We start from the raw sequence: 19,311 nt of genomic DNA, 5'->3' as shown, positions 1-19,311 counted from the left end.
ATTAGATTAATAATACTAGAATCCAGGTGTTGTCTGTTCCAACAAAGGATTGGCATTCAGAGCGCGATACGGAATCGGGAATATATCCTGATTTGTTGCATCCGGTTGCTTATCCCACCAAGAGCCTTCACTAAAACGATTCCATCGAACTAAATCAATACGTCTGTGACGTTCTCCTAAGAATTCACGGCCCAATTCATCCACAAATTCATCATCTGTCAACTTAGACAGATTTTGTTCATAACTGAATCGAGGCCAGTCGGCAGCAGAAAAGTATCTCTTTCTTACTGCATCCAGTAAACGGGCTGCACCTGATTTATCGCCTGCGCGATATTTACATTCTGCTAAAGAATAATATATTTCCGCCAACCGGATCTCCGGTATTGAATTCATTTGGAACAAATCTTTAGACTGTGGCAACCAGGGAAATTTTATCAAACGATATCCCGTGTTTTCCTCACCATATATAACATGGGAACCTTTAGCAAGCCCCGCTTCGCCCTCAGAGAAGCGGCCTACCTGATCTACGTAGATCAGCGGTTTACCGTTATATTCTTCCGTTCCGGTAATAATCTCGTCCGTATAGCCATATCCCTTATCATAATCAAACATATACTGTTGCCCCATCAAGAAAAATCCTTCATAATCTCCATCTGCACTCGTAACTCTGAAAGGTTTCTTACGAATATCTTCATTCGGGAATTTTTCAAAAGGCATGCCTAACTTATCAGTATATAAATTACCTTGCAAATCCCTTGACGGAGCTAAATTTCCTCCGTTCCAACCTTGCCAGTCATTATCTAGCGAATAACGATCCTGATAATGCATCCACATGTTATACATCCAGGAGGCTTCAAGGTAATTCTTTTTATGAGCAAACTCAAATATATTTTCCGGAGACTTGTATCCGTTAATACCTGCACGGAACGGACCACGATAATCCGGATCTATACTATAACTGCCATATTTACCGTCTATAATTTCCTGCGCTACTCTGGCACATTCCTCATATTTAGAAGTACCAATCCATTTCTCCGCATTCAGATACAAACGAACCAAAATAGAAGCTGCACCTGCTTGATCCAAACGGGAAGAAGTGGCATTCTTCGGCAACAAAGGAATAACCGCCTGTAATTCCGATTCAATAAAACTAAACACTTCCTGTGGAGACGACTGTCCCTTTACTTCATCCGTACTTGTCACAATAGGGACATGACGAAAAAAATCTATTAAGAACATATAGTACCACGCACGAAGCGCACGCATTTCTGCAATATATTCCTGTTTGGTTGCATCCGTTAGTTTGAATTTGGTAAAGTCCAGTTTCTCAAAATCGGCAATTACATTATTACATAAAGAAATGCCTTTAAATGGAGCCACCCAAGCATTGTAAACAAAGTTTTCCTGTATAGTCCATTTATGTTCGTGCAAACGAACGTATTCGCCCCCATTATATCCATGTTTACCACGAGTAGGGATCATTAACTGGTCTGCTGTTACTTCTTGCAGGAAATAACGGGCATCTTCCCATCCAGTCCTATGAGCCTGGGCATAATTACTGGTCAATGCTGCATAAATATTCTCACTATTCTGATAATAGTTAATTGCAGTAATCTGACTAAAGACCTCTTCATCCAAATTTGTACACGATATCAGTATTGGGCCGAAGGTACATAAAATTATTATATATTTAAACAGTTTCATAATAGGAAATATTTAGGTTAATAAGAAATTTGAACACCAATTGTAAATGAACGGGCCACCGGATAAACATTAAGTCCGCTGATACCCGGTTCCAATCCGTTTACATCCACAGAAGTCGGGTCCATTACAGAATATTTAGTAAGCGTAAACGCATTCTTCACCGTACCGTATATTCTTAAATTACTTATCCACTCGGTTTTCAACTTCGGCGTCCAACCTAAAGTGATATTATCAAGTCTGAAATAATCTCCGTCTTCCAAAAAGTAATCACACATAACTTTTCCGGACTTAATATGACCATTCTTTCCATAAGCATCCTTTAGCAGATTAATACCCGGTTCCGCTACCAAACCATAATACATCTGATACATATTCAATATTTGGTAGTCAAAACGTCCCTGAAAATAAAGAGTTAAATCAAATCCTTTATAACGCAATGTATTTCCCCATGTTAAAGCAATTCTTGGAGCCCCATGTCCGATAACACCTTTATCCGTATCACTAGCACCGGCGTTTGCTAATATTTTCTCACCGCCTTCTTTGGCATCTTTCCATACCAACATATTGCCGTCTTCGTCAACGCCCGCATATTTTAACCCCCAGAAAGTCCCGACTTCCGTTCCGTCTTTCAAACGTTGGGCATATCCAGGAAGACCAGGAGCAGGCAAATAGTACCGATCCATGTATCCTTTCTGATAAGTTCCATTAGAGAATTTATCCAGTTTCGATTTCGTATAAGAGGCAACTATATTTGTTGAATAACTGAAATCTTTCGTGCGTACGGCATCCCAGTTAAGCATAAGCTCAATACCTTTTGAGCTTGTAGATGCTACGTTTGTAAATATTTGGTCATACATATATGGAGGAAGCGGAGCATCGTAATTCGAGATCACATCTTTCCCTTTTCTTATAAAAGCATCAACACTACCGGATAACCTGTTCTGGAAAAATCCAAAGTCAAGACCTAAATTATAGGAAATCTGCTTTTCCCAATGTAAATCAGGATTCGGATTATTGGCTGGTCCCCAAGTTTGTATCCACTGGCCTAAATCATTCTGCCATCTATCACCTCCGGTATAACGGGCTAATGCCGAATATTTCGGGAATCCCGAACGTCCGGTTACTCCATAAGAAAAGCGTAACTTCAAATCATCTAAATTCTTTATTGCTTTTATTACCGGTAAATTAGATAAGCGCCAGGCAGCCGAAGCAGCGGGAAACCATCCCCATTTATGATTCTCTCCGAATTTACTGTTTCCTTCATATCTTACAGAAGCAGTCAGATAATAAGTATCATCATAATTATAAGTCAAACGAGCCGGGAACCCGATTGTCTTTTCCTTCTCTTTCAACGATGACATACCTAAACGTCCGGCAGACATATTCCAGTCTCCCGCAGCTAAATTATTATAAGATAGCACATCCGACGGGAAATTAGCATTTTCAGCAGCAAAGCCCCGATGATTAAATTCCTGATAGGAATATCCGGCCATCACTTTAAATGTATGCTTATCTATTGACGCAAAATAATTACCAATCCATTCGAACGTATAATCCGTCCAGTTCTCTTCTTCCAGTTTAGCCCGTCCCTGACGCATGTTATCTACCGATTCTTTATGTGCGGAATTAACATAGAGACGCTTCAAATATTCTTGGCTCTGTCTGCCTAAAGAGACCTCCGTATTCAAACAGGGAAGGATGTTCAGTTTTATTTTAAAATCGGCCAAAGAGAACTGACGGTCTCCACCATCTTCTTTATCTTTCAGCCAGCCAACCGGATTATAAGTATCAAAGCCATATAATATACTATATCTGGTCGGATCTTCCGCATCCATCATAGGATGAGTAGGATTCAATTTTACAGCCTGCTGAAATACGCTATAATCAGCATACTCTTCATTAATAACACGTGTTGATATATTACCGGATATTTCCAATATATTTTTCAAAGCCTTTGCTGTAAATCCCATTCTCACGCCATATTCTTTTCTGGAAGAAGCGATATCCAATCCCTCTTTCGTTTTATAATTGGCAGAGGCCCGGAAAGTGAGGTTCTCACCACCGCCGGACACAGCGATATAATGGCTTTGTCCTATATTATTTTTGTTCAACAATTGATCATACCAATCCGTCCGGCTACCAAAATCCTTATCCCTCTGATGAGCCAAAAACTCTTCGGCTGAAAGGATTTCCGGCTGATTAGCGACTATATCATGATCCATATAACCATCATAAGTTATGGAGACTTTACCGGCCTTTCCTTTTTTTGTTTGAACAAGAATAACCCCATTCGCTGCACGTGAACCATAAATTGCAGCGGCTGAGCCATCTTTCAAAACTGTTATAGATTCAATATCTTGATTCGCTATATTTCTTAAGTCCGCTCCCGGCATTCCATCCACAATAACCAATGGCGTATTTCCTGCGTCTATAGAAGATGCGCCACGCATCTGAATATTTGGCGAAGCATTGGGATCGGCTGCCGCCGGATTCGATACGCTAACACCGGACACCTTTCCGTCAATCATCGAAAGCGGACTGGTAAAAGCTCCTTGCAAAAAGTCCTTACTAGATACAGCTGTAACAGCAGAAGTAAGTTCTTTCTTATCTACAGAACCATAACCAACCACTATGACTTCCGAAACCTTTTGTACATCTGTTGCCAGTTTTACAATAATATTCGTTTTTCCCTTCAATGGTATTTCCTGCGTTATATATCCAATATAAGAGACTTGCAATATACCGTCGCTGGTTTGAGCTTCAAAATCAAAGTTTCCGTCGATATCGGAAACAGTACCGGATGTGGTACCTTTTATCAGGACATTAGCACCAATAACGGGTTCATCATACTCATCCAGGACACGTCCCGTAATTTTCACCTTATCATTGGCTTTCACACTTGCTTTGGACAAGATTATATCTTTGTCCACTACTTTATAGTCTACATCGGAATCTTTAAACAGTTGACTTAAGATAGTAAAAACATTTTCACTCTGTGCATTTACAGAAACCCTACGTTCCATATCAATAAGTTTGCTATTATAAAAGAAGTGGAAATCGGTTTGCCGTTCAATAGTTTCCAGAACTTCCGCTACGGTTTTTTCTGTCATGCGAATAGATAATGTTGTTGTTTGTGCGTACGAGTGGGAGGCAAACACGACACCGATAGACAAGCATAGTAATAAACAGGTTAACTTCATAGCTCTTGTAAATTTAGATACACACCTGAATCTATCATAAAAGTATGTACCAAGTTGGATATAACAATTCTTTGTCATATTTTTGTGGTGATTTAAGATTAAAAAATAGTTTCATTAGTTTGTTTAAAGACCAACTATTGAATATTTCATACGGGAAGATGCTGGTAACATGTTTCCGTATGTTTTTTATTCAATAAAGTCTGTTTTTTCATTCTTATGTTTTATCCATAGGCGAATCATTTATAATTAAACCCCGTTTGTATTCTGTTTTTATTTTCTCTTCCAAAGTATGACTTTGGTACGTGTAACACCTTTACTGTCATCTGTAGTAACCACATTAATACGATAGTCTATATTTGATGAGATCTTTAAATAATCCAGTATCTGCGATAATTGTCTGTTTTCAAACGTACCAGTAAAGCAATAACTTCTTATTATCGGGTCTTTCACTTCGAAGGTAACATTATAGAAATAAGACAACCTTTTCAATACTTCCGGCAGAGGGTTGTCTTTAAACATCAACTTTCCCTCCATCCAAGCCGTATCATATATGGTATTCACTGTTTCTACATTCAAGTCCTGAGATTTTAAATCATAAGAAGCTCTCTCCGACGGATGTATATGCCGGCAATAGGTTTCTCCTTTATTCGTCTTTATTTCTATATCCACACGCCCTTTTACCAGTGTGGTTCGTATAATATCATCATGAGCATAGGCTTGCAGGTTAAACTCCGTACCCAGCACCTTCACCTTCATCCTGTCATCCGCCACACTAACCACAAAAGGACATTCAGGATTATGGGTTACCTTAAAATAAGCTTCTCCAACTAAAGAAACAGCCCTTTTGTCTTTATCATAAGGTAACGGATAAGTAACCGAACTACCCGAATTTAAATAAACGATCGTTCCGTCCGGAAGATCGAATGTAGTACGCATACCGGCATTAGCCTGAATTTTTATTGTCTGAGGTTTCGATAAACCTAATTTTTGCTCATCTACTATGCGGGTAATTGCCAAGGATACAATCAATATACCAATAAAACAAGCTGCAACCATAGAGGTTTTTTTCAGATATAGCTTGAGAACATGCTTTCTCCGTTTTTGCCGGACTTTGGCAAATGCGTTGTTTACATCTCTTGACGAAATACGCTTTTGCGTCTTTTGGGCATGATAAATACGGGCTATTTGCAGTAAAACAGTCTCATTTTCTTTTTTCTCTTCCACCCAATTCTCAACAAAAGTTTTCTCTTCCTCCGATGCAATACCACGAACATATCTCAACAATATTGTTCCATCTGGTCCAACCTCGTTATTTTGTTTATCATCTCTTTCCATAAAAATACATTCTATAATTAAGACAAAACTTTACCGGTCATACCCTAAACAAAAAAGCGCTTTTTTTATAATTCTTGATATTTTATTTGATTTTCCGGAACCACATTTATTTATTCAATAAAAAAATTATCTTTGTAAACAAATGCTAATACTATTAAAATGGAAGATTCTTCACTCTTGGAACTATTACACTTGGGAAATGAAGATGCCTATAAACAACTGTTTGTCAAGTACTATTCGCCATTGTGTGAATTTGCATCGCAATATATAGCGGATGAAGATTCAGAAGAATTGGTACAAGACTTAATGCTATTTATTTGGGAAAAAAGAGAAGAATTATTCATCGAAAGCTCCTTAAAATCCTATCTGTTTACATCCACCAAACACCGATGCCTTAATGCCATAAAAAAACAAATATATCACGAACGCATACATACCGTCCTTTATGAAAAGATAAAAGATCAATTTGAAGACCCCGATTATTATTTTGTCAATGAGCTAGCCGATAATATACAAAAAGCCATAAACGAACTTCCAGAAAACTATCGCGAAACGTTTACTCTAAGCCGCTTTGGAGAGCAAACAAATGCGGAGATTGCACAAGTCCTCGATATATCAATAAAGACCGTTGAATACAGAATTACCCAATCATTAAAAATACTCAGGGTGAAACTGAAAGATTATCTTCCTCTTATCTTATTGTTGTTACACGAATGACAGGCCGTTAAAATGGATTGGTTTGCAATATACGAGTTATAGCTCATTTTTTTGTTAATAAACCGGAATATACATAACATTGATTAAACGAATCTATACAAATATTGTCTATCTTCTCAGACTTATTAGAACTAAAGGACACCAGTTTATGAAGAGATCGGGTAGATATTTCATTTTGATGCTGTTAGCGATCCTCACTTTGCCCGCTTTCGCACAAAGTTCAGGAGTAAACATCAATGGCGTTGTTGTTGAAGAAGGGAATGGCGAACCGATAGAACAGGCAACTGTCCGCCTGCTAAGCGTAAAAGACAGTACATTAGTAAGGGGCGTAGCCAGTAGCCGCAATGGCAGTTTCTCTTTGAAAAATGTGAAAGCGGGCAATTATCTGCTACATATTTCTTTCGTAGGTTTCGACCCATTATACCAGCCTCTTCGTATAACGGGGAAAATAAATCCGGTAAATGTGGGCAAACTAAAACTGAGTGATGGCAGTATACTACTGGGAGAAGCCGTTGTTCTCGGAAAAGCGCCGGAAGTTGTTGTTCGCAACGACACGGTGGAATACAACGCAGACTCCTATAAAGTAACAGAAGGTTCGGTATTGGAAGACTTGCTCAAGAAGATGCCGGGTGTTGAAATAGACAGCAACGGAAAAATCACAGTAAATGGGAAAGAGGTCAAGAAGGTTATGGTAGACGGAAAAGAATTCTTCTCTGACGATCCCAAAGTAGCTTCCAAAAGCCTCCCTTCCAAGATGATTGATAAAGTGCAAGTACTGGATAAGAAAAGCGATATGGCTATAATGACCGGATTTGATGACGGAGAAGAAGAGACCGTTATTAACCTGACCGTGAAACCGGGCATGAAGCAAGGCTGGTTTGGTAACGCGTTTGCGGGATACGGCAGTAAAGACCGTTACGAAGGGAATGCTATGGTTAACCGTTTTATTAATAACGACCAGATAACTTTTACGGGAAGTTTGAACAACACAAACAATATGGGATTTTCAGACCTGGCTTCCACCATGTTTGCAGATATGGGGGGCGGCGGACGACGCAGCTTTGGTCGTGGAGGTGCCGGCAATGGAATCACCTCATCGGGTAATTCGGGCCTTAACTTCAGTAAAGAATTCAATAAAAAGATGACTCTGGGCGGTAATGTCCGTTATTCTCATTCGGAGAATGAAGCCGATAGCAAAAGTAACCAAAAGAACTATTTGCCGAATGACAGTTCTTCTTTTTATGACGAACACAACCGGAGCAATACCCGAAATGATAATATCGGAGCAAACTTCCGTTTAGAATGGCAGCCCGACACGGTTACCAAGATCATATTCACACCCGATTTTGGCTACAGTAACAGCCATAATTGGGAAACGGGAAGCTTCCATACATTATCGGGCGACCTGGACACTGTTAATGCAGGCAGTTCAAATTACTTTTCCGACGGAGAAGGATACAACCTCAGTGCCAGACTGGAATATAGCCGTAAGCTAAATAACGAAGGCCGCGTATTCAGCGCTTCTCTGAACGGAAGGCTAAACGATTCGTATAATCAGGGGATGAATCAATCTTTCACACAATACTACCAACTGGAACCCGGGAAGGAGGATGAAACCATCAACCAGAAATTCCGTTACGACAACAATGGCTTCAACTACCGTGCCTACTTATCATGGGTAGAGCCGATAGGACACAACAATTTCATCCAGTTGACTTACAGTTTCAGCCAGAACAAACAGGAATCCCTCAAAAACTCATACACCATAGATGAAAACGGAGAATATACAGTATTGGATACGGCATACAGTAAAAGCTACCGCAATAACTTCATCAACCAAAGAGCAAGCCTGAGTTTTAAATCGCAACGGGAGAAATACAACTACCTCATCGGTCTGAATTTAGACCCGTCTTATTCCAGCAGTGAAAACTTTGTAGGCGACAGTATTTTGTCCAAACTCTCCCGCAGCGTGGTCAATATTTCGCCGGTAGCTCAGTTCAACTATTTATTCAACAAACGAACCAACCTGCGTATTGTATACAGCGGACGCACCAGCCAACCCAGCATGACGCAATTGCAGCCGGTAGCCGATATATCCAATCCGTTAAACACTCTCATTGGTAACCCGGATTTGAACCCACGCTACACAAACAATTTATCTGTTCGTTTCCAGAAATTCATGCCGGAGAAACAACGAATGTTTTCAGTCATGGCAAATGCCAGCTACATTGTAAACGACATTGTATCCTATTCTACCTATGAAGGAAATAGCGGGAAGAAAGTAACCACTTACAAAAACGTGAACGGGAACTACAGTGCCAACCTGCGCACTTTGCTGAATACACCGCTCAAAAACAAACGTTTCTCTATCAATTCCATGACGATGGCATCCTTTGCCAACTCCAACGGATTCATTAACGGTGAAAAAAATACAAATAAAAACCTCATTCTCTCGGAACGAGGTGGCATAGATTTCCATTCCAATTACCTTGATTTAGGCATTAACGGCAATATCCGTTATAACGGGACTTACAATTCACTGCAAAAGAAAAACGACCAAAACACATTAAACTATGGTGCGGGAGGTAATACCACCATCTATCTTCCATTTGATTTCAAAATAGAAAGTGATATCAACTGGTCCGGCAACTCAGGTTATGCAGATGGTTATCAACAGAAAGAAGTCCTGTGGAACGCTTCCGCATCCAAATCATTCCTCAAAAACAACCAGGCAACCCTCCGCTTCAAGATATACGATATTTTGCAGCAACGCAGTAATATCTCACGTACCGTAACAGCCAATTATATCCAAGACACGGAATACAATACATTAAACAGCTACTTCATGGTACATTTCATCTATCGTTTCAGCATATTCAAAGGAGGCGGTTCAGTGAAAGACGTTCAGGGACCGGGAGGCAGACACGGAAGACCGGGACCTCCTCCGGGTCGGTTCTGAGCCATTATACATCCTGAAAAAGGAGTGACATAAGCCACTCCTTTTAATTTGTTTACTGCTTTCCTTCCTCACAGAAGTACAGGCAGAAAGAATTTTATTACTTTAGTATTAATATTTTATCCGCTTGTTCGCCTCTCGCAGGGTACTTGGGGAAGGAGTGGTCTCTACCCCACTCCTAATCCACACGGATATTAATTAGATTATTTGATTAATTTTTCTGTTCTTTTCTATTCTTCTTAATCTACTACAGTCTTAACAACTTCGCTACCAACCTTAACAATAACCACGCCTGAAGAAGCAGGAATTGTTTCTGCATCAGAAATAGCGATAACTTTCGTGTTATGACCTACAACGTCTGATACGATGATAGTCTTACCGGCTGCACCGTATACAGTTACGTTACCTTCGCCAGCTACTACACTGATTGTGTTTGCTTCGATAGCACCGTTTGATGTAGGAGCATCAACTGTTGCATCAAGGCTGAAAGGAAGAGCAGCGGTAGCATCCAGTTTCAGAACGCCATTAACGTGGCTCAAATACTTATTAGTCTTCAAGTTCTTGATATAATAAGTACCATCTTCCGGAGTTACCTGGAATGCAAAGATCTGAGCAGGAGTTACCTTCTTGATGTTAATTGTATCATTGGCCGGTTTAGTCAATGTAGCCGGACGGAACACAACCAAAGAATCTTTTGTTGCACCAATCTGTTTTGCTTTTCTGAACAAAATTGCATTCTCATCATCATTCAATGACATATAATAGCTTTGTCCGTCTGCTACTTCCTCTGAAGTAAGGTCTGCCACCTGAGTTGTACGAATGTAGAACTTAGGTTGATCTGCTTGTGTCAAATCTGCCGTATCAACAAACATCTTGAAGTTATCTTCTGTATAAGCATCAGCCTTCAAATCTGTTACTGATTTTAATATACCTACCTTCTTATCATTTAAAGATATTGCCAATGAAGTATTTGCTGTAGAATAAATACGTGCATGTGAAGGTTTGCTCTTTACAACATTTGCATATTTAGGAGCATCAGGAACAATAATTGAGAATGTACCTGCCTGATTTGAAGTATAAGCTGTCTTGATCAAGCCCATTGTCGAACCTGAAACTGAAATAACAGAATCCGTATGATTAGTTTTGTCATACAACGAAGCGGAAGAGTATGACTGAGCATTGTTAGCATCCAGTTTTCCAGAGACAATAATCAAGTCATATTCACCTTCTTTCAATGTCTGACGGAATACAACAGCAATTGAATCCGATTGTGCATATTTATTAGCTGCATAACCAGTATACTGACGGAAGTTCGTCATCTTCACATTTTCTTTATTCGCATTAACATCTCCATTCGGGAAACCAACAACTCTCTTATCATCGAAACGAGCCTTCAACAAATAAGCCTGACGTTCGGCATTGTCGCCATCAAACTTATAAGAACCTCCGGCAGCCGGAACCAACGTAAAGTATGTAGCGCCTGCAGTATAGTCTTCCATTGCTTTTGCAGCCAAAACAGAGTCATTCTTGATATACACGTAAGAATCGTTGCCTAACGGGTTGTTAAACTTCAAAGCAACAGCCATAGTCTTTAACTCATCAGCAGTAAAGTGTTTGTAACCTACATATTTATCGGTAGCTTTATCATTATTTACAGCAACCAGAATAATAGAGTCACCACCAAACTTATATACATTCTTAATAGTAGTAGTATAGATTTCTTTCGTCTTTGTCAATCCGGCTATTTCACGGTTTGCAATTTTATAACCGCCAATTGTTTTGCTTACTCTCCACTGAGTAGCAGGAACAAGAGGAGAAAGAGTTTTGTCATCACCATAAGTAACATCAGAAGGCATCATAGAAGCGACATCTGTAGATTCTGTCCAAGAAGCAGCATTTGAAGTCATTTTAGCTGTAGCAAACTTTTCAGATACGGCTTTCTTGTCTGCATGGCTTGTACCTGCTGTATAATAAGCCATATAATACAATCCTTCTGCGATATCAGCCTTTGTACCTGCACCCAACTGCAAATTGGCAGGAACAATTTCTGCCTGACCATTAATAGAAGATGCTGTCAACATAGGCGTTGCACCCGCACTACCATACAAAGAAATATAAGCGCCCTCAGTTCCAGCTATTCTATGGTCATCTACACCACTGCCTGCACAGGCATAACCGCCTTCTGCTTGTGGTTTAGCAGTTACAGGAACACCACCAACCATACCGATCAAAGCGTCGCCTTCAACAGCAGGATTACGGAAGAAATAGAACTGATATGTCAATGAGTCACGACCGAAAGCATAAGATTCCTTCAGAAGTTTAGCATAATCTCCAGTAGCCTCTCCATTAACTCTGCTGGCAAATGCCAATGAATCATCTGCAATAGCAACCTTCTGAGCTAACGTATCCAAAGCAAACTTCAAACCACCAACGCCAGAATTACGGTCAAAAGAAGTCAGTTTGTCTTGAGGAATTGTATCCAATACCAAGAATACATTCGTATTCTTAATAGCAGAACCATCTGTTACTTTTTTTGCAGCTTTTTCTTGTCCTACAGCTTTCAGATAAACACCGTCCATAGCAACACCACCGTTAGCAGCACTTGCTTCATCATGGTTTTTAGCTTGAATAGCCTGGAATTTCACCTTAGAAAGGTTTGCATCTGTACCGGCAACGATATCATCACTAACAGACATTTCAAACCAATTGCCACCATAAGCATTCAAATCAGCAGCAGTCATTTTAATTAATGCAGGTTCATAAGCAGTAAGCTCATTTGAGCCGCCTTTCTTAAAGGTAACTTCGCCACCACTAGTAGCTACATCAATTGCATATTCTCCGCTAACCAGCTTTTTGCCAGTCCAAGCCCACTCTGCTACAGCACCGTCTACTACAGAAAGATACGCATTTTCATCTTTTGGATCCAAGCTTAATTTAGCACTTGTTGCTTTGTTAATAAATTCATAAGTAGGAATAACAGCAGTAGGGTTCTTCACCTGTACCAACCATAAAGTAGAGTCAACTTGTGCCATCTGACGAGTTTTCAAATCAGAAGCATCACTGGCAAATGCTTTCAAACGACCTGATCCGTCAGTGTCTAAGGCAATTACAATCAATGAGTCTTTTTTTCCATCATAGTTTTTCTCTAATGTCAACAAACCAGTAGTTGCATTAGCATCCGTAACAGATAAATGGTAGAATTTACCGGCAGTTAATGTTTCCGCTTTTTGAGCTCCACCACCAGAAACAGTACCATTTTCTATCGTAACAGCAGTCTGTGCACCTGCTGACAATCCACTGGCTACCAGGGCGGCAGCCAAAAGAGTAGAAAATCTCTTGTTCATACTTTTTCTCATTTAATATTAATAATAATGTTCATTAAAAGTTCTATCAATCAAGGCCTTCCGCCTTCCACCATACATAAAGAAATGACTAACGAAAACGTTGGTCTAGAATCGTCATTTTTTAGCCTGTTTTTGGAGCGTTCGTAATACGAAGCCTTTGTTTTGTAACTAATAGGCTATATTATTGATAAGAAAGCACATAGAGTAGTGAAAAATTATTCAAAAAGGGTTGCAGGAATAAAAGAAAGATGTACCTTTGCATTGGCGAATCTAGACGAACGTTTTCATTAGTCACTTAAATGCCTCTTAAACACAATGTTTTGGAAGATGATACGATTTTTCTGTTTTCTAATAAATAAATGTACGCGCGTACATTATATATACGAAGAAAATCCACTCCCTAAAATTTCTTTATTTTATCCTTTTATCTTATTCACGTAACCGGAAAGTGATTTATAAATCATCGGGATCTTTTTCCAAAATCATCCCGATAATTTCAAAAAAGGCCTCGATGATCCTGTATATATTAACAGTCCGGAAAAGGCTTTTCAAAAGAGCTATCTTTTGAATGCAGAAGTCCCGTCTTAACACTTCAAAGGTCTGCTCTTTTGAAATGTTAAGACGGGACTTTTAAATGCAAAAGATAGCTCTTTTAAAACGAAAATAGAAATATCTCTCCGGATTAACAGATATTAATGAGAACAACGTTAAAATAATCTTCTTTACGCCATTAATTTGATAATTGCAGAGCTTTGACTAACTTTGTAAGTACTCATATAATAGCGATAATACATAAAAAATGGACATAAACGATAATATATTATCACTTATAAGTAAAACGCCTGATTTATTAATGTCGGGTATTGCCAAACATGTTAAGCAGAGGCGGCTGGAAAAAGGATGGACACAAAATATGCTTGCGGCAAAATCTGGAGTATCTTTGGGCTCTTACAGGCGTTTTGAATCATCGGGAGAGATATCATTGCGTTCATTAGTAATGATCGCCTTCGCGTTAGATATGACGGATGAGTTTGAAACTCTTTTCAATAACAAAACATACCAAAGCATTGACGATATACTAAAAGCAACACAACCAAAACAACGAAAACGAGGAAATAAAAATGAATAATATTCCAATAATAGAAGTTTTTATGGCTGATAAGCCCGTAGGGAGGATGGCTTAAAGTACAAGCTTAAATAATAAGAAAATAAGTATAAACAATAAGAGCCGGCTAACGTTTTATCGCTAGCCGGCTCTTGCTTTATTATTTTATCTGCTACTTATTTTGCAGCAGTTTCTTTTGCGGCTTTCTTGTTGATCTTCTTTTTCTGTAATTCGTATGCAATAGGAGTTGCTACGAACAGAGTTGAATATGTACCGATAATGATACCTAACAAGATCGCGAATGTAAAGCTACGGATTGTAGCACCACCCAGAATAAAGATACACAATACAACCACCAAAGTAGTTAATGAAGTATTGAATGTACGACACAAGGTTGAGTTCAATGCGTCGTTGATTACCTGGTAACGATCACGTTTCGGATATAACCCGATAGTTTCACGGATACGGTCAAATACAACCACTGTATCATTAATAGAGTAACCGATGATTGTAAGGATAGCAGCAATAAACGTCTGATCGACTTCCATTGAGAACGGAAGAATCTTCCATAACAAGGTATAGAATGAAATGATACAGAACGTAGTTGTAGCTACTGATGCAAATGCGCCAACTGAGAATGATACGTCACGGAAACGGAGTAAGATATATGCAGCCATACAGATCATTGCGAAGACAACGGCCAAAATAGCGCTATTCTTTATATCATCCGCCATACTCGGTCCTACTTTCTGAGAGCTCTGTATATAAGAGCCTACAAACTCGTCCTGAGTAGTTCCTTCAGGAAGCAACGGCTTAACGCCTTCGAATAATTTGGTTTCTATTTCCTGATCTACAGAAGGATTGGCATCTGCAATCTTATAGTTGGTTGATACACGAACCTGATTAGGTGTTCCGATAGTGATGACACTAACCGCACCGTCTAACTGAGCGTCCAGCATATCGCGAACTTCATCGGTTTTAACATCCTGGTCAAAACGGATAACATAGTTACGTCCACCGGTAAAGTCGATACCATTATTCAAACCTATCGTTGACATGGAAATAGCTCCCAATACAATAATAATAAGCGGGATCAGATAACCTACTTTGCGTGCTCCCAAGAAATTGATCTTCGGATTAGTCAACAAGTCTTTAGTAAGAGATGTAGTAAACGTAACGTTCTTCAATCTATCCTTTGCCAAAAGTCCTTCGTAAACAATACGGGTCAGGAACACAGCTGTAAGGAATGAAGCGAACAGACCGATAATCATTGTGGTAGCAAAACCACGGATAGGACCTGTACCGAAATAGAACAATACAATACCTGTTATGATTGATGTCAAGTTTGAGTCGAAAATAGCGGAGAAGGCATTACCGTAACCATCGGCAATAGCTTTACCCAACGATTTACCGGCACGAAGTTCTTCTTTTGTACGTTCATAAATCAACACGTTAGCATCGACAGCCATACCTAACGTCAATACCATACCAGCAATACCCGGCAAAGTAAGAACAGCTTGGAACGAAGCCAGAATACCCATCGTAAAGAAGATGTTCAATACTAAAGCTCCATCGGCAATCAAACCCGGTATCAGGCCATAGAATGCACACATGTAAATCATCAACAGAACAAGAGCCAGAACGAATGAGATAACACCGGCATTGATTGCTTCCTGTCCTAAAGACGGACCAACAACGTCTTCCTGTACAATCTGTACGGATGCCGCCATCTTACCTGATTTCAATACGTTTGCCAAGTCCTTCGCTTCTTCCGGAGTAAAATGACCTGTAATTTGCGAACGTCCGCCGGTAATTTCTACTTGTACATTAGGAGCCGAATAAACCATATCATCCAAAACAATAGCAACGGCTTTACCTATATTATCTTTAGTCAGACGAGCCCAAGCCTTAGCGCCTTCGGCATTCATCGTCATACTAACTTCCTGTTCGTTACGTCCGGCTTGCTGGGCAAAGTCGGCATTTGCATCTGTTACAACATCACCACCTAGAGCCGGGCTTCCGTCACGGTTCGTCATTTTGATTGCATACAGATAGAAATATTGTTCTTTCTCATCAATGGCTTTAACGCCCCATTTTAAAGACAGGTTACGCGGTAACACATCCTTAACCTGCTTCATATTCAGATATTCATTGATTTTATCAATATCTTTCACATTAGCGATACCAACAATAGCACTGGGAACAAGCTGTCCATTATACTGATTGATCTGCAAAAGGGCAAATAAAGGATGTTGCTTTGCAAATTCTTCCATATTGGCACTTGCGGCAGCTTCCGGTTTGTCCTGATGAATTTGAGCCAACAATGAATCAGCATCACTTGTAGCGGTTTCAGCTGCAGTTGCTTCGGCAGTAGCTTCCGGTTCATTGGCAGTTTCAGTAGCAGAATCGATCTCTTTTGCATTTAATATAGCAGCCAATACGTTATCGGCAGCAATTAATTGCTGGTATATTTCAGGCAACTGATAGGTTTCCCAGAATTCAAGGTTTGCACTTCCTTGAAGTAATTTACGTACACGTTCAGGTTCTTTTACGCCCGGCAGTTCCACCAAGATACGTCCGGCCGTTTCAAGACGTTGGATATTAGGGGATACAACACCGAAGCGGTCTATACGAGTACGCAATACATTAAATGAATTGTCGATAGCACTCTGTAACTCTTGTTTCAATATGGAAATAACCTGAGCATCTGAACTCTGCGGATTGATTTTATCTTTCAGCTCGAATGTACTGAAAATAGCAGACAGACGTGCGCCGTTGTCCAGCTTTTTATACTCTTCTGCAAATAAATCGATAAAGTCTTTCTGACTGGTGGCCTGGTGAGCATACGCTAAATCCAGGGCTTTATTGAAGTTCTCGTCTTGATTATTATTTGAAAGCGACCGGATTACATCGGCAACATTCAACTCAAGTACGACGTTCATACCACCTTTAAGGTCAAGACCTAAACTGATTTCCATTTCACGGCATTGCTTCAACGTATAGCCAAGCCATACCTTCTGAGTAGATAAAGAGTCCAAATAAGTACTCTCTTTCGCTGGATCTCCACCTGCATACTCAGCGGCTTTGTTGTTATAATATCTTGTCACAAACGAGAATGACAGATAAAATAAGCAGACAAGCGTAAGTAACACCGCGAAGACCTTCACAAATCCTTTGTTTTGCATTTGAATCTTATTGTTTATGTTATTACATTATTTATTTTCGTTTTTTCACAGGGTGCAAATATAGACTTTTTTTCTTTGATAAAGAGCAATTAGTTTAATTATTTGTCACTCTCATAGTTTATTTCGGATGCAAATGTATATCTTTGCTTTTAAATTCTAAAGAAAACAAGGACCATGAAACGACTATTATTGTTATTGTTATTTATTCCGGCATTGCTGGCAGCCCAGAACGATCAACGTTATTTGGCAGGCGCCGTCCCCGAAATTGACGGCAAGGTGGTATTCTCTAAAGAATTTAACGCCCCATCTTTATCACAAGACCAGATATATGACGTTCTGTTAAATTGGGCGCAAGGATATTTTAACAATGAGGATGAAAGAGTCGTCTATGCCAATAAAGAAAAAGGTGAAATAGCCGCATTGGGCAATACATATATTATATTCCAAAGCAACGCCATTTCACTGGACCGTGCTTTAATGTCATACCAGTTTACGGCAGAATGCGAAGGAAGTGCGTGCACATTGAAAATAAGTGCGATCCGGTACACGTATGATGTGGCTTATCAACGGGAACCGGAAAAGTATACGGCGGAAGGATTTATTACAGATAAATACGCTATAAATAAAAAAGGGAAGCTGATCCGCAGTGCATCAAAATTCCGCAAAGCAACTATCGACTTCGTTGATAAAACGATGAACAGTGCTTTAACCGCATTTGACAGTCCGCAGAAAACATCTTCGGTTGTCATTTCCGATCAGAATACAACAGTAGCTCCGGTTCAGCCGGCAGCACCCGTAACTCCAGTACCCCCTGTTACTCCGGCAACTCCTGCACAGCCTGTGCAAGCGCTGGAAGGATTTGTGGCTATTAATCCGGCTCAGATACCAAGTACAATCCTCCAAATGCTTCCGGACAGCCCGATTGTTATTGAAATTGAAGCATTGAAAGAAAACAATGCTACATGGCAAGGGATCAGTACTGTATTCGGTAAAAAAGTGGCTTCATTCTCCATAGCACCGGCAAGTACCGTTTATCAGGCAATCGGAGATGGTGAAGCATATAAGATTTCGATCTTAGACAAAGAGAACAACAACACATGGATGATTATACAATGCCGCAAACAAGGCGAAACGGATAATAACGGGCAGAAAACTGTCCTTGGTGAAATAATGAATGTTTGGATAAAATAAGGTAAAAGATGAAAAAGGTATTATTATTTATATGTATGATTATTCCTATGCTATGTATGGCACAGGGGCACAAAGGTAACGCAGACAACTGCGCTCCCATGAAGAACGGGAAAGTGGTATACAGTGATAATGTTGATATGCCGGGGGTAAGTAAAATGGAGTTATTCAATTCCATCAACAAATGGGCTAAAAAGAATTATGGTAAAGATGTATTCCTTTCCAATGTTTCTTCCAATAAAAACAAAGGAAGCGTATTTGTAAGCTCTAAAGTGGAATTATTGCTAAATGATACGGATAAAACCATACTTAAATACAAAATGCGTATTAATTGTGAAGAGGAAAAGTATACGATAGAAGTCTATGATATCGTTTATCAGTATGATCCGGATAATGATAAGAAATATAAAACGTACAAAGCGGAAAATGTAATTGCCAATAATGGCAAAAGCAATACAATTGCTATTATTAAAAATCCATCATTATTCTGCAATGCAACGTTTTTCTTTGTAGAAAACTTATTCGGCGACGTATTTGACGCAGCTAAGGGTGAGTAGAAAATAATAAGATGTGCGTG

Annotated in this window: 10 protein-coding genes; 5 read left to right on the top strand and 5 right to left on the bottom strand. The window is 39.6% G+C overall.

Annotation, left to right across the window (positions count from 1 at the left end; all coding sequences use genetic code 11):
• Nucleotides 1–15: 15 nt before the first annotated feature.
• The 3 genes from C1721_RS07855 to C1721_RS07845 form a co-directional block, all read right to left on the bottom strand.
• The gene (locus C1721_RS07855) at nucleotides 16–1,704 is read right to left on the bottom strand and encodes a RagB/SusD family nutrient uptake outer membrane protein (RefSeq protein WP_102407872.1); all 1,689 of its coding nucleotides are present in this window, start codon (nucleotides 1,702–1,704) and stop codon (nucleotides 16–18) included.
• A 17-nt stretch (nucleotides 1,705–1,721) separates the two neighbouring features.
• On the bottom strand, nucleotides 1,722–4,904 hold the full coding sequence (locus C1721_RS07850; RefSeq protein WP_234347391.1) for a SusC/RagA family TonB-linked outer membrane protein: 3,183 nt from the start codon (nucleotides 4,902–4,904) through the stop codon (nucleotides 1,722–1,724).
• A 270-nt stretch (nucleotides 4,905–5,174) separates the two neighbouring features.
• Entirely contained in the window at nucleotides 5,175–6,239 is a 1,065-nt protein-coding gene (locus tag C1721_RS07845) for a FecR family protein (protein WP_102407870.1), read from the bottom strand.
• 159 nt (nucleotides 6,240–6,398) lie between these two features.
• On the opposite strand from C1721_RS07845, the gene C1721_RS07840 reads away from it, so the two are divergent.
• Entirely contained in the window at nucleotides 6,399–6,956 is a 558-nt protein-coding gene (locus C1721_RS07840) for an RNA polymerase sigma-70 factor (RefSeq protein ID WP_102407869.1), read from the top strand.
• A 148-nt stretch (nucleotides 6,957–7,104) separates the two neighbouring features.
• Complete coding sequence (locus C1721_RS07835; RefSeq protein WP_102407868.1) at nucleotides 7,105–9,915, top strand: TonB-dependent receptor; 2,811 nt, start codon at nucleotides 7,105–7,107, stop codon at nucleotides 9,913–9,915.
• A gap of 236 nt (nucleotides 9,916–10,151) precedes the next feature.
• Here C1721_RS07835 and C1721_RS07830 read toward each other — a convergent pair whose 3' ends face one another.
• Nucleotides 10,152–13,256, bottom strand: a complete 3,105-nt coding sequence (locus tag C1721_RS07830) for a DUF6383 domain-containing protein (RefSeq protein WP_102407867.1) — start codon at nucleotides 13,254–13,256, stop codon at nucleotides 10,152–10,154.
• Between the two features lie 799 nt (nucleotides 13,257–14,055).
• On the opposite strand from C1721_RS07830, the gene C1721_RS07825 reads away from it, so the two are divergent.
• Nucleotides 14,056–14,385, top strand: a complete 330-nt coding sequence (locus C1721_RS07825; RefSeq protein WP_102407866.1) for a helix-turn-helix domain-containing protein — start codon at nucleotides 14,056–14,058, stop codon at nucleotides 14,383–14,385.
• Nucleotides 14,386–14,537: 152 nt separating this feature from the next.
• Here the strand turns inward: C1721_RS07825 and secDF are convergent, their stop codons facing one another.
• On the bottom strand, nucleotides 14,538–17,546 hold the full coding sequence (gene secDF, locus C1721_RS07820) for a protein translocase subunit SecDF (protein WP_102407865.1): 3,009 nt from the start codon (nucleotides 17,544–17,546) through the stop codon (nucleotides 14,538–14,540).
• Between the two features lie 174 nt (nucleotides 17,547–17,720).
• Between secDF and C1721_RS07815 the strand changes: the two genes are divergently transcribed.
• Both C1721_RS07815 and C1721_RS07810 read left to right on the top strand, forming a co-directional pair.
• Nucleotides 17,721–18,737: a DUF4468 domain-containing protein gene (locus C1721_RS07815; protein WP_102407864.1), complete on the top strand. Its 1,017-nt coding sequence runs from the start codon at nucleotides 17,721–17,723 to the stop codon at nucleotides 18,735–18,737.
• An 8-nt stretch (nucleotides 18,738–18,745) separates the two neighbouring features.
• Nucleotides 18,746–19,291: a DUF4468 domain-containing protein gene (locus C1721_RS07810; RefSeq protein WP_102407863.1), complete on the top strand. Its 546-nt coding sequence runs from the start codon at nucleotides 18,746–18,748 to the stop codon at nucleotides 19,289–19,291.
• The last annotated feature ends 20 nt before the right edge of the window (nucleotides 19,292–19,311 follow it).

Source organism: Parabacteroides bouchesdurhonensis, from assembly GCF_900186615.1.
Taxonomy (GTDB): Bacteria; Bacteroidota; Bacteroidia; order Bacteroidales; family Tannerellaceae; genus Parabacteroides; species Parabacteroides bouchesdurhonensis.
This window is presented reverse-complemented; position numbering and strand designations above follow the sequence as displayed.

Bases quoted from the DNA above. Each gene is read 5' to 3' on its own strand.
- C1721_RS07845 (WP_102407870.1), bottom strand. From the start codon at position 6,239: ATGGAAAGAGATGATAAACAAAATAACGAGGTTGGACCAGATGGAACA.
- C1721_RS07840 (WP_102407869.1), top strand. From the start codon at position 6,399: ATGGAAGATTCTTCACTCTTGGAACTATTACACTTGGGAAATGAAGAT.
- C1721_RS07825 (WP_102407866.1), top strand. From the start codon at position 14,056: ATGGACATAAACGATAATATATTATCACTTATAAGTAAAACGCCTGAT.
- C1721_RS07855 (WP_102407872.1), bottom strand. From the start codon at position 1,704: ATGAAACTGTTTAAATATATAATAATTTTATGTACCTTCGGCCCAATA.
- C1721_RS07830 (WP_102407867.1), bottom strand. From the start codon at position 13,256: ATGAACAAGAGATTTTCTACTCTTTTGGCTGCCGCCCTGGTAGCCAGT.
- C1721_RS07815 (WP_102407864.1), top strand. From the start codon at position 17,721: ATGAAACGACTATTATTGTTATTGTTATTTATTCCGGCATTGCTGGCA.
- C1721_RS07810 (WP_102407863.1), top strand. From the start codon at position 18,746: ATGAAAAAGGTATTATTATTTATATGTATGATTATTCCTATGCTATGT.
- C1721_RS07835 (WP_102407868.1), top strand. From the start codon at position 7,105: ATGAAGAGATCGGGTAGATATTTCATTTTGATGCTGTTAGCGATCCTC.
- C1721_RS07850 (WP_234347391.1), bottom strand. From the start codon at position 4,904: ATGAAGTTAACCTGTTTATTACTATGCTTGTCTATCGGTGTCGTGTTT.
- secDF (WP_102407865.1), bottom strand. From the start codon at position 17,546: ATGCAAAACAAAGGATTTGTGAAGGTCTTCGCGGTGTTACTTACGCTT.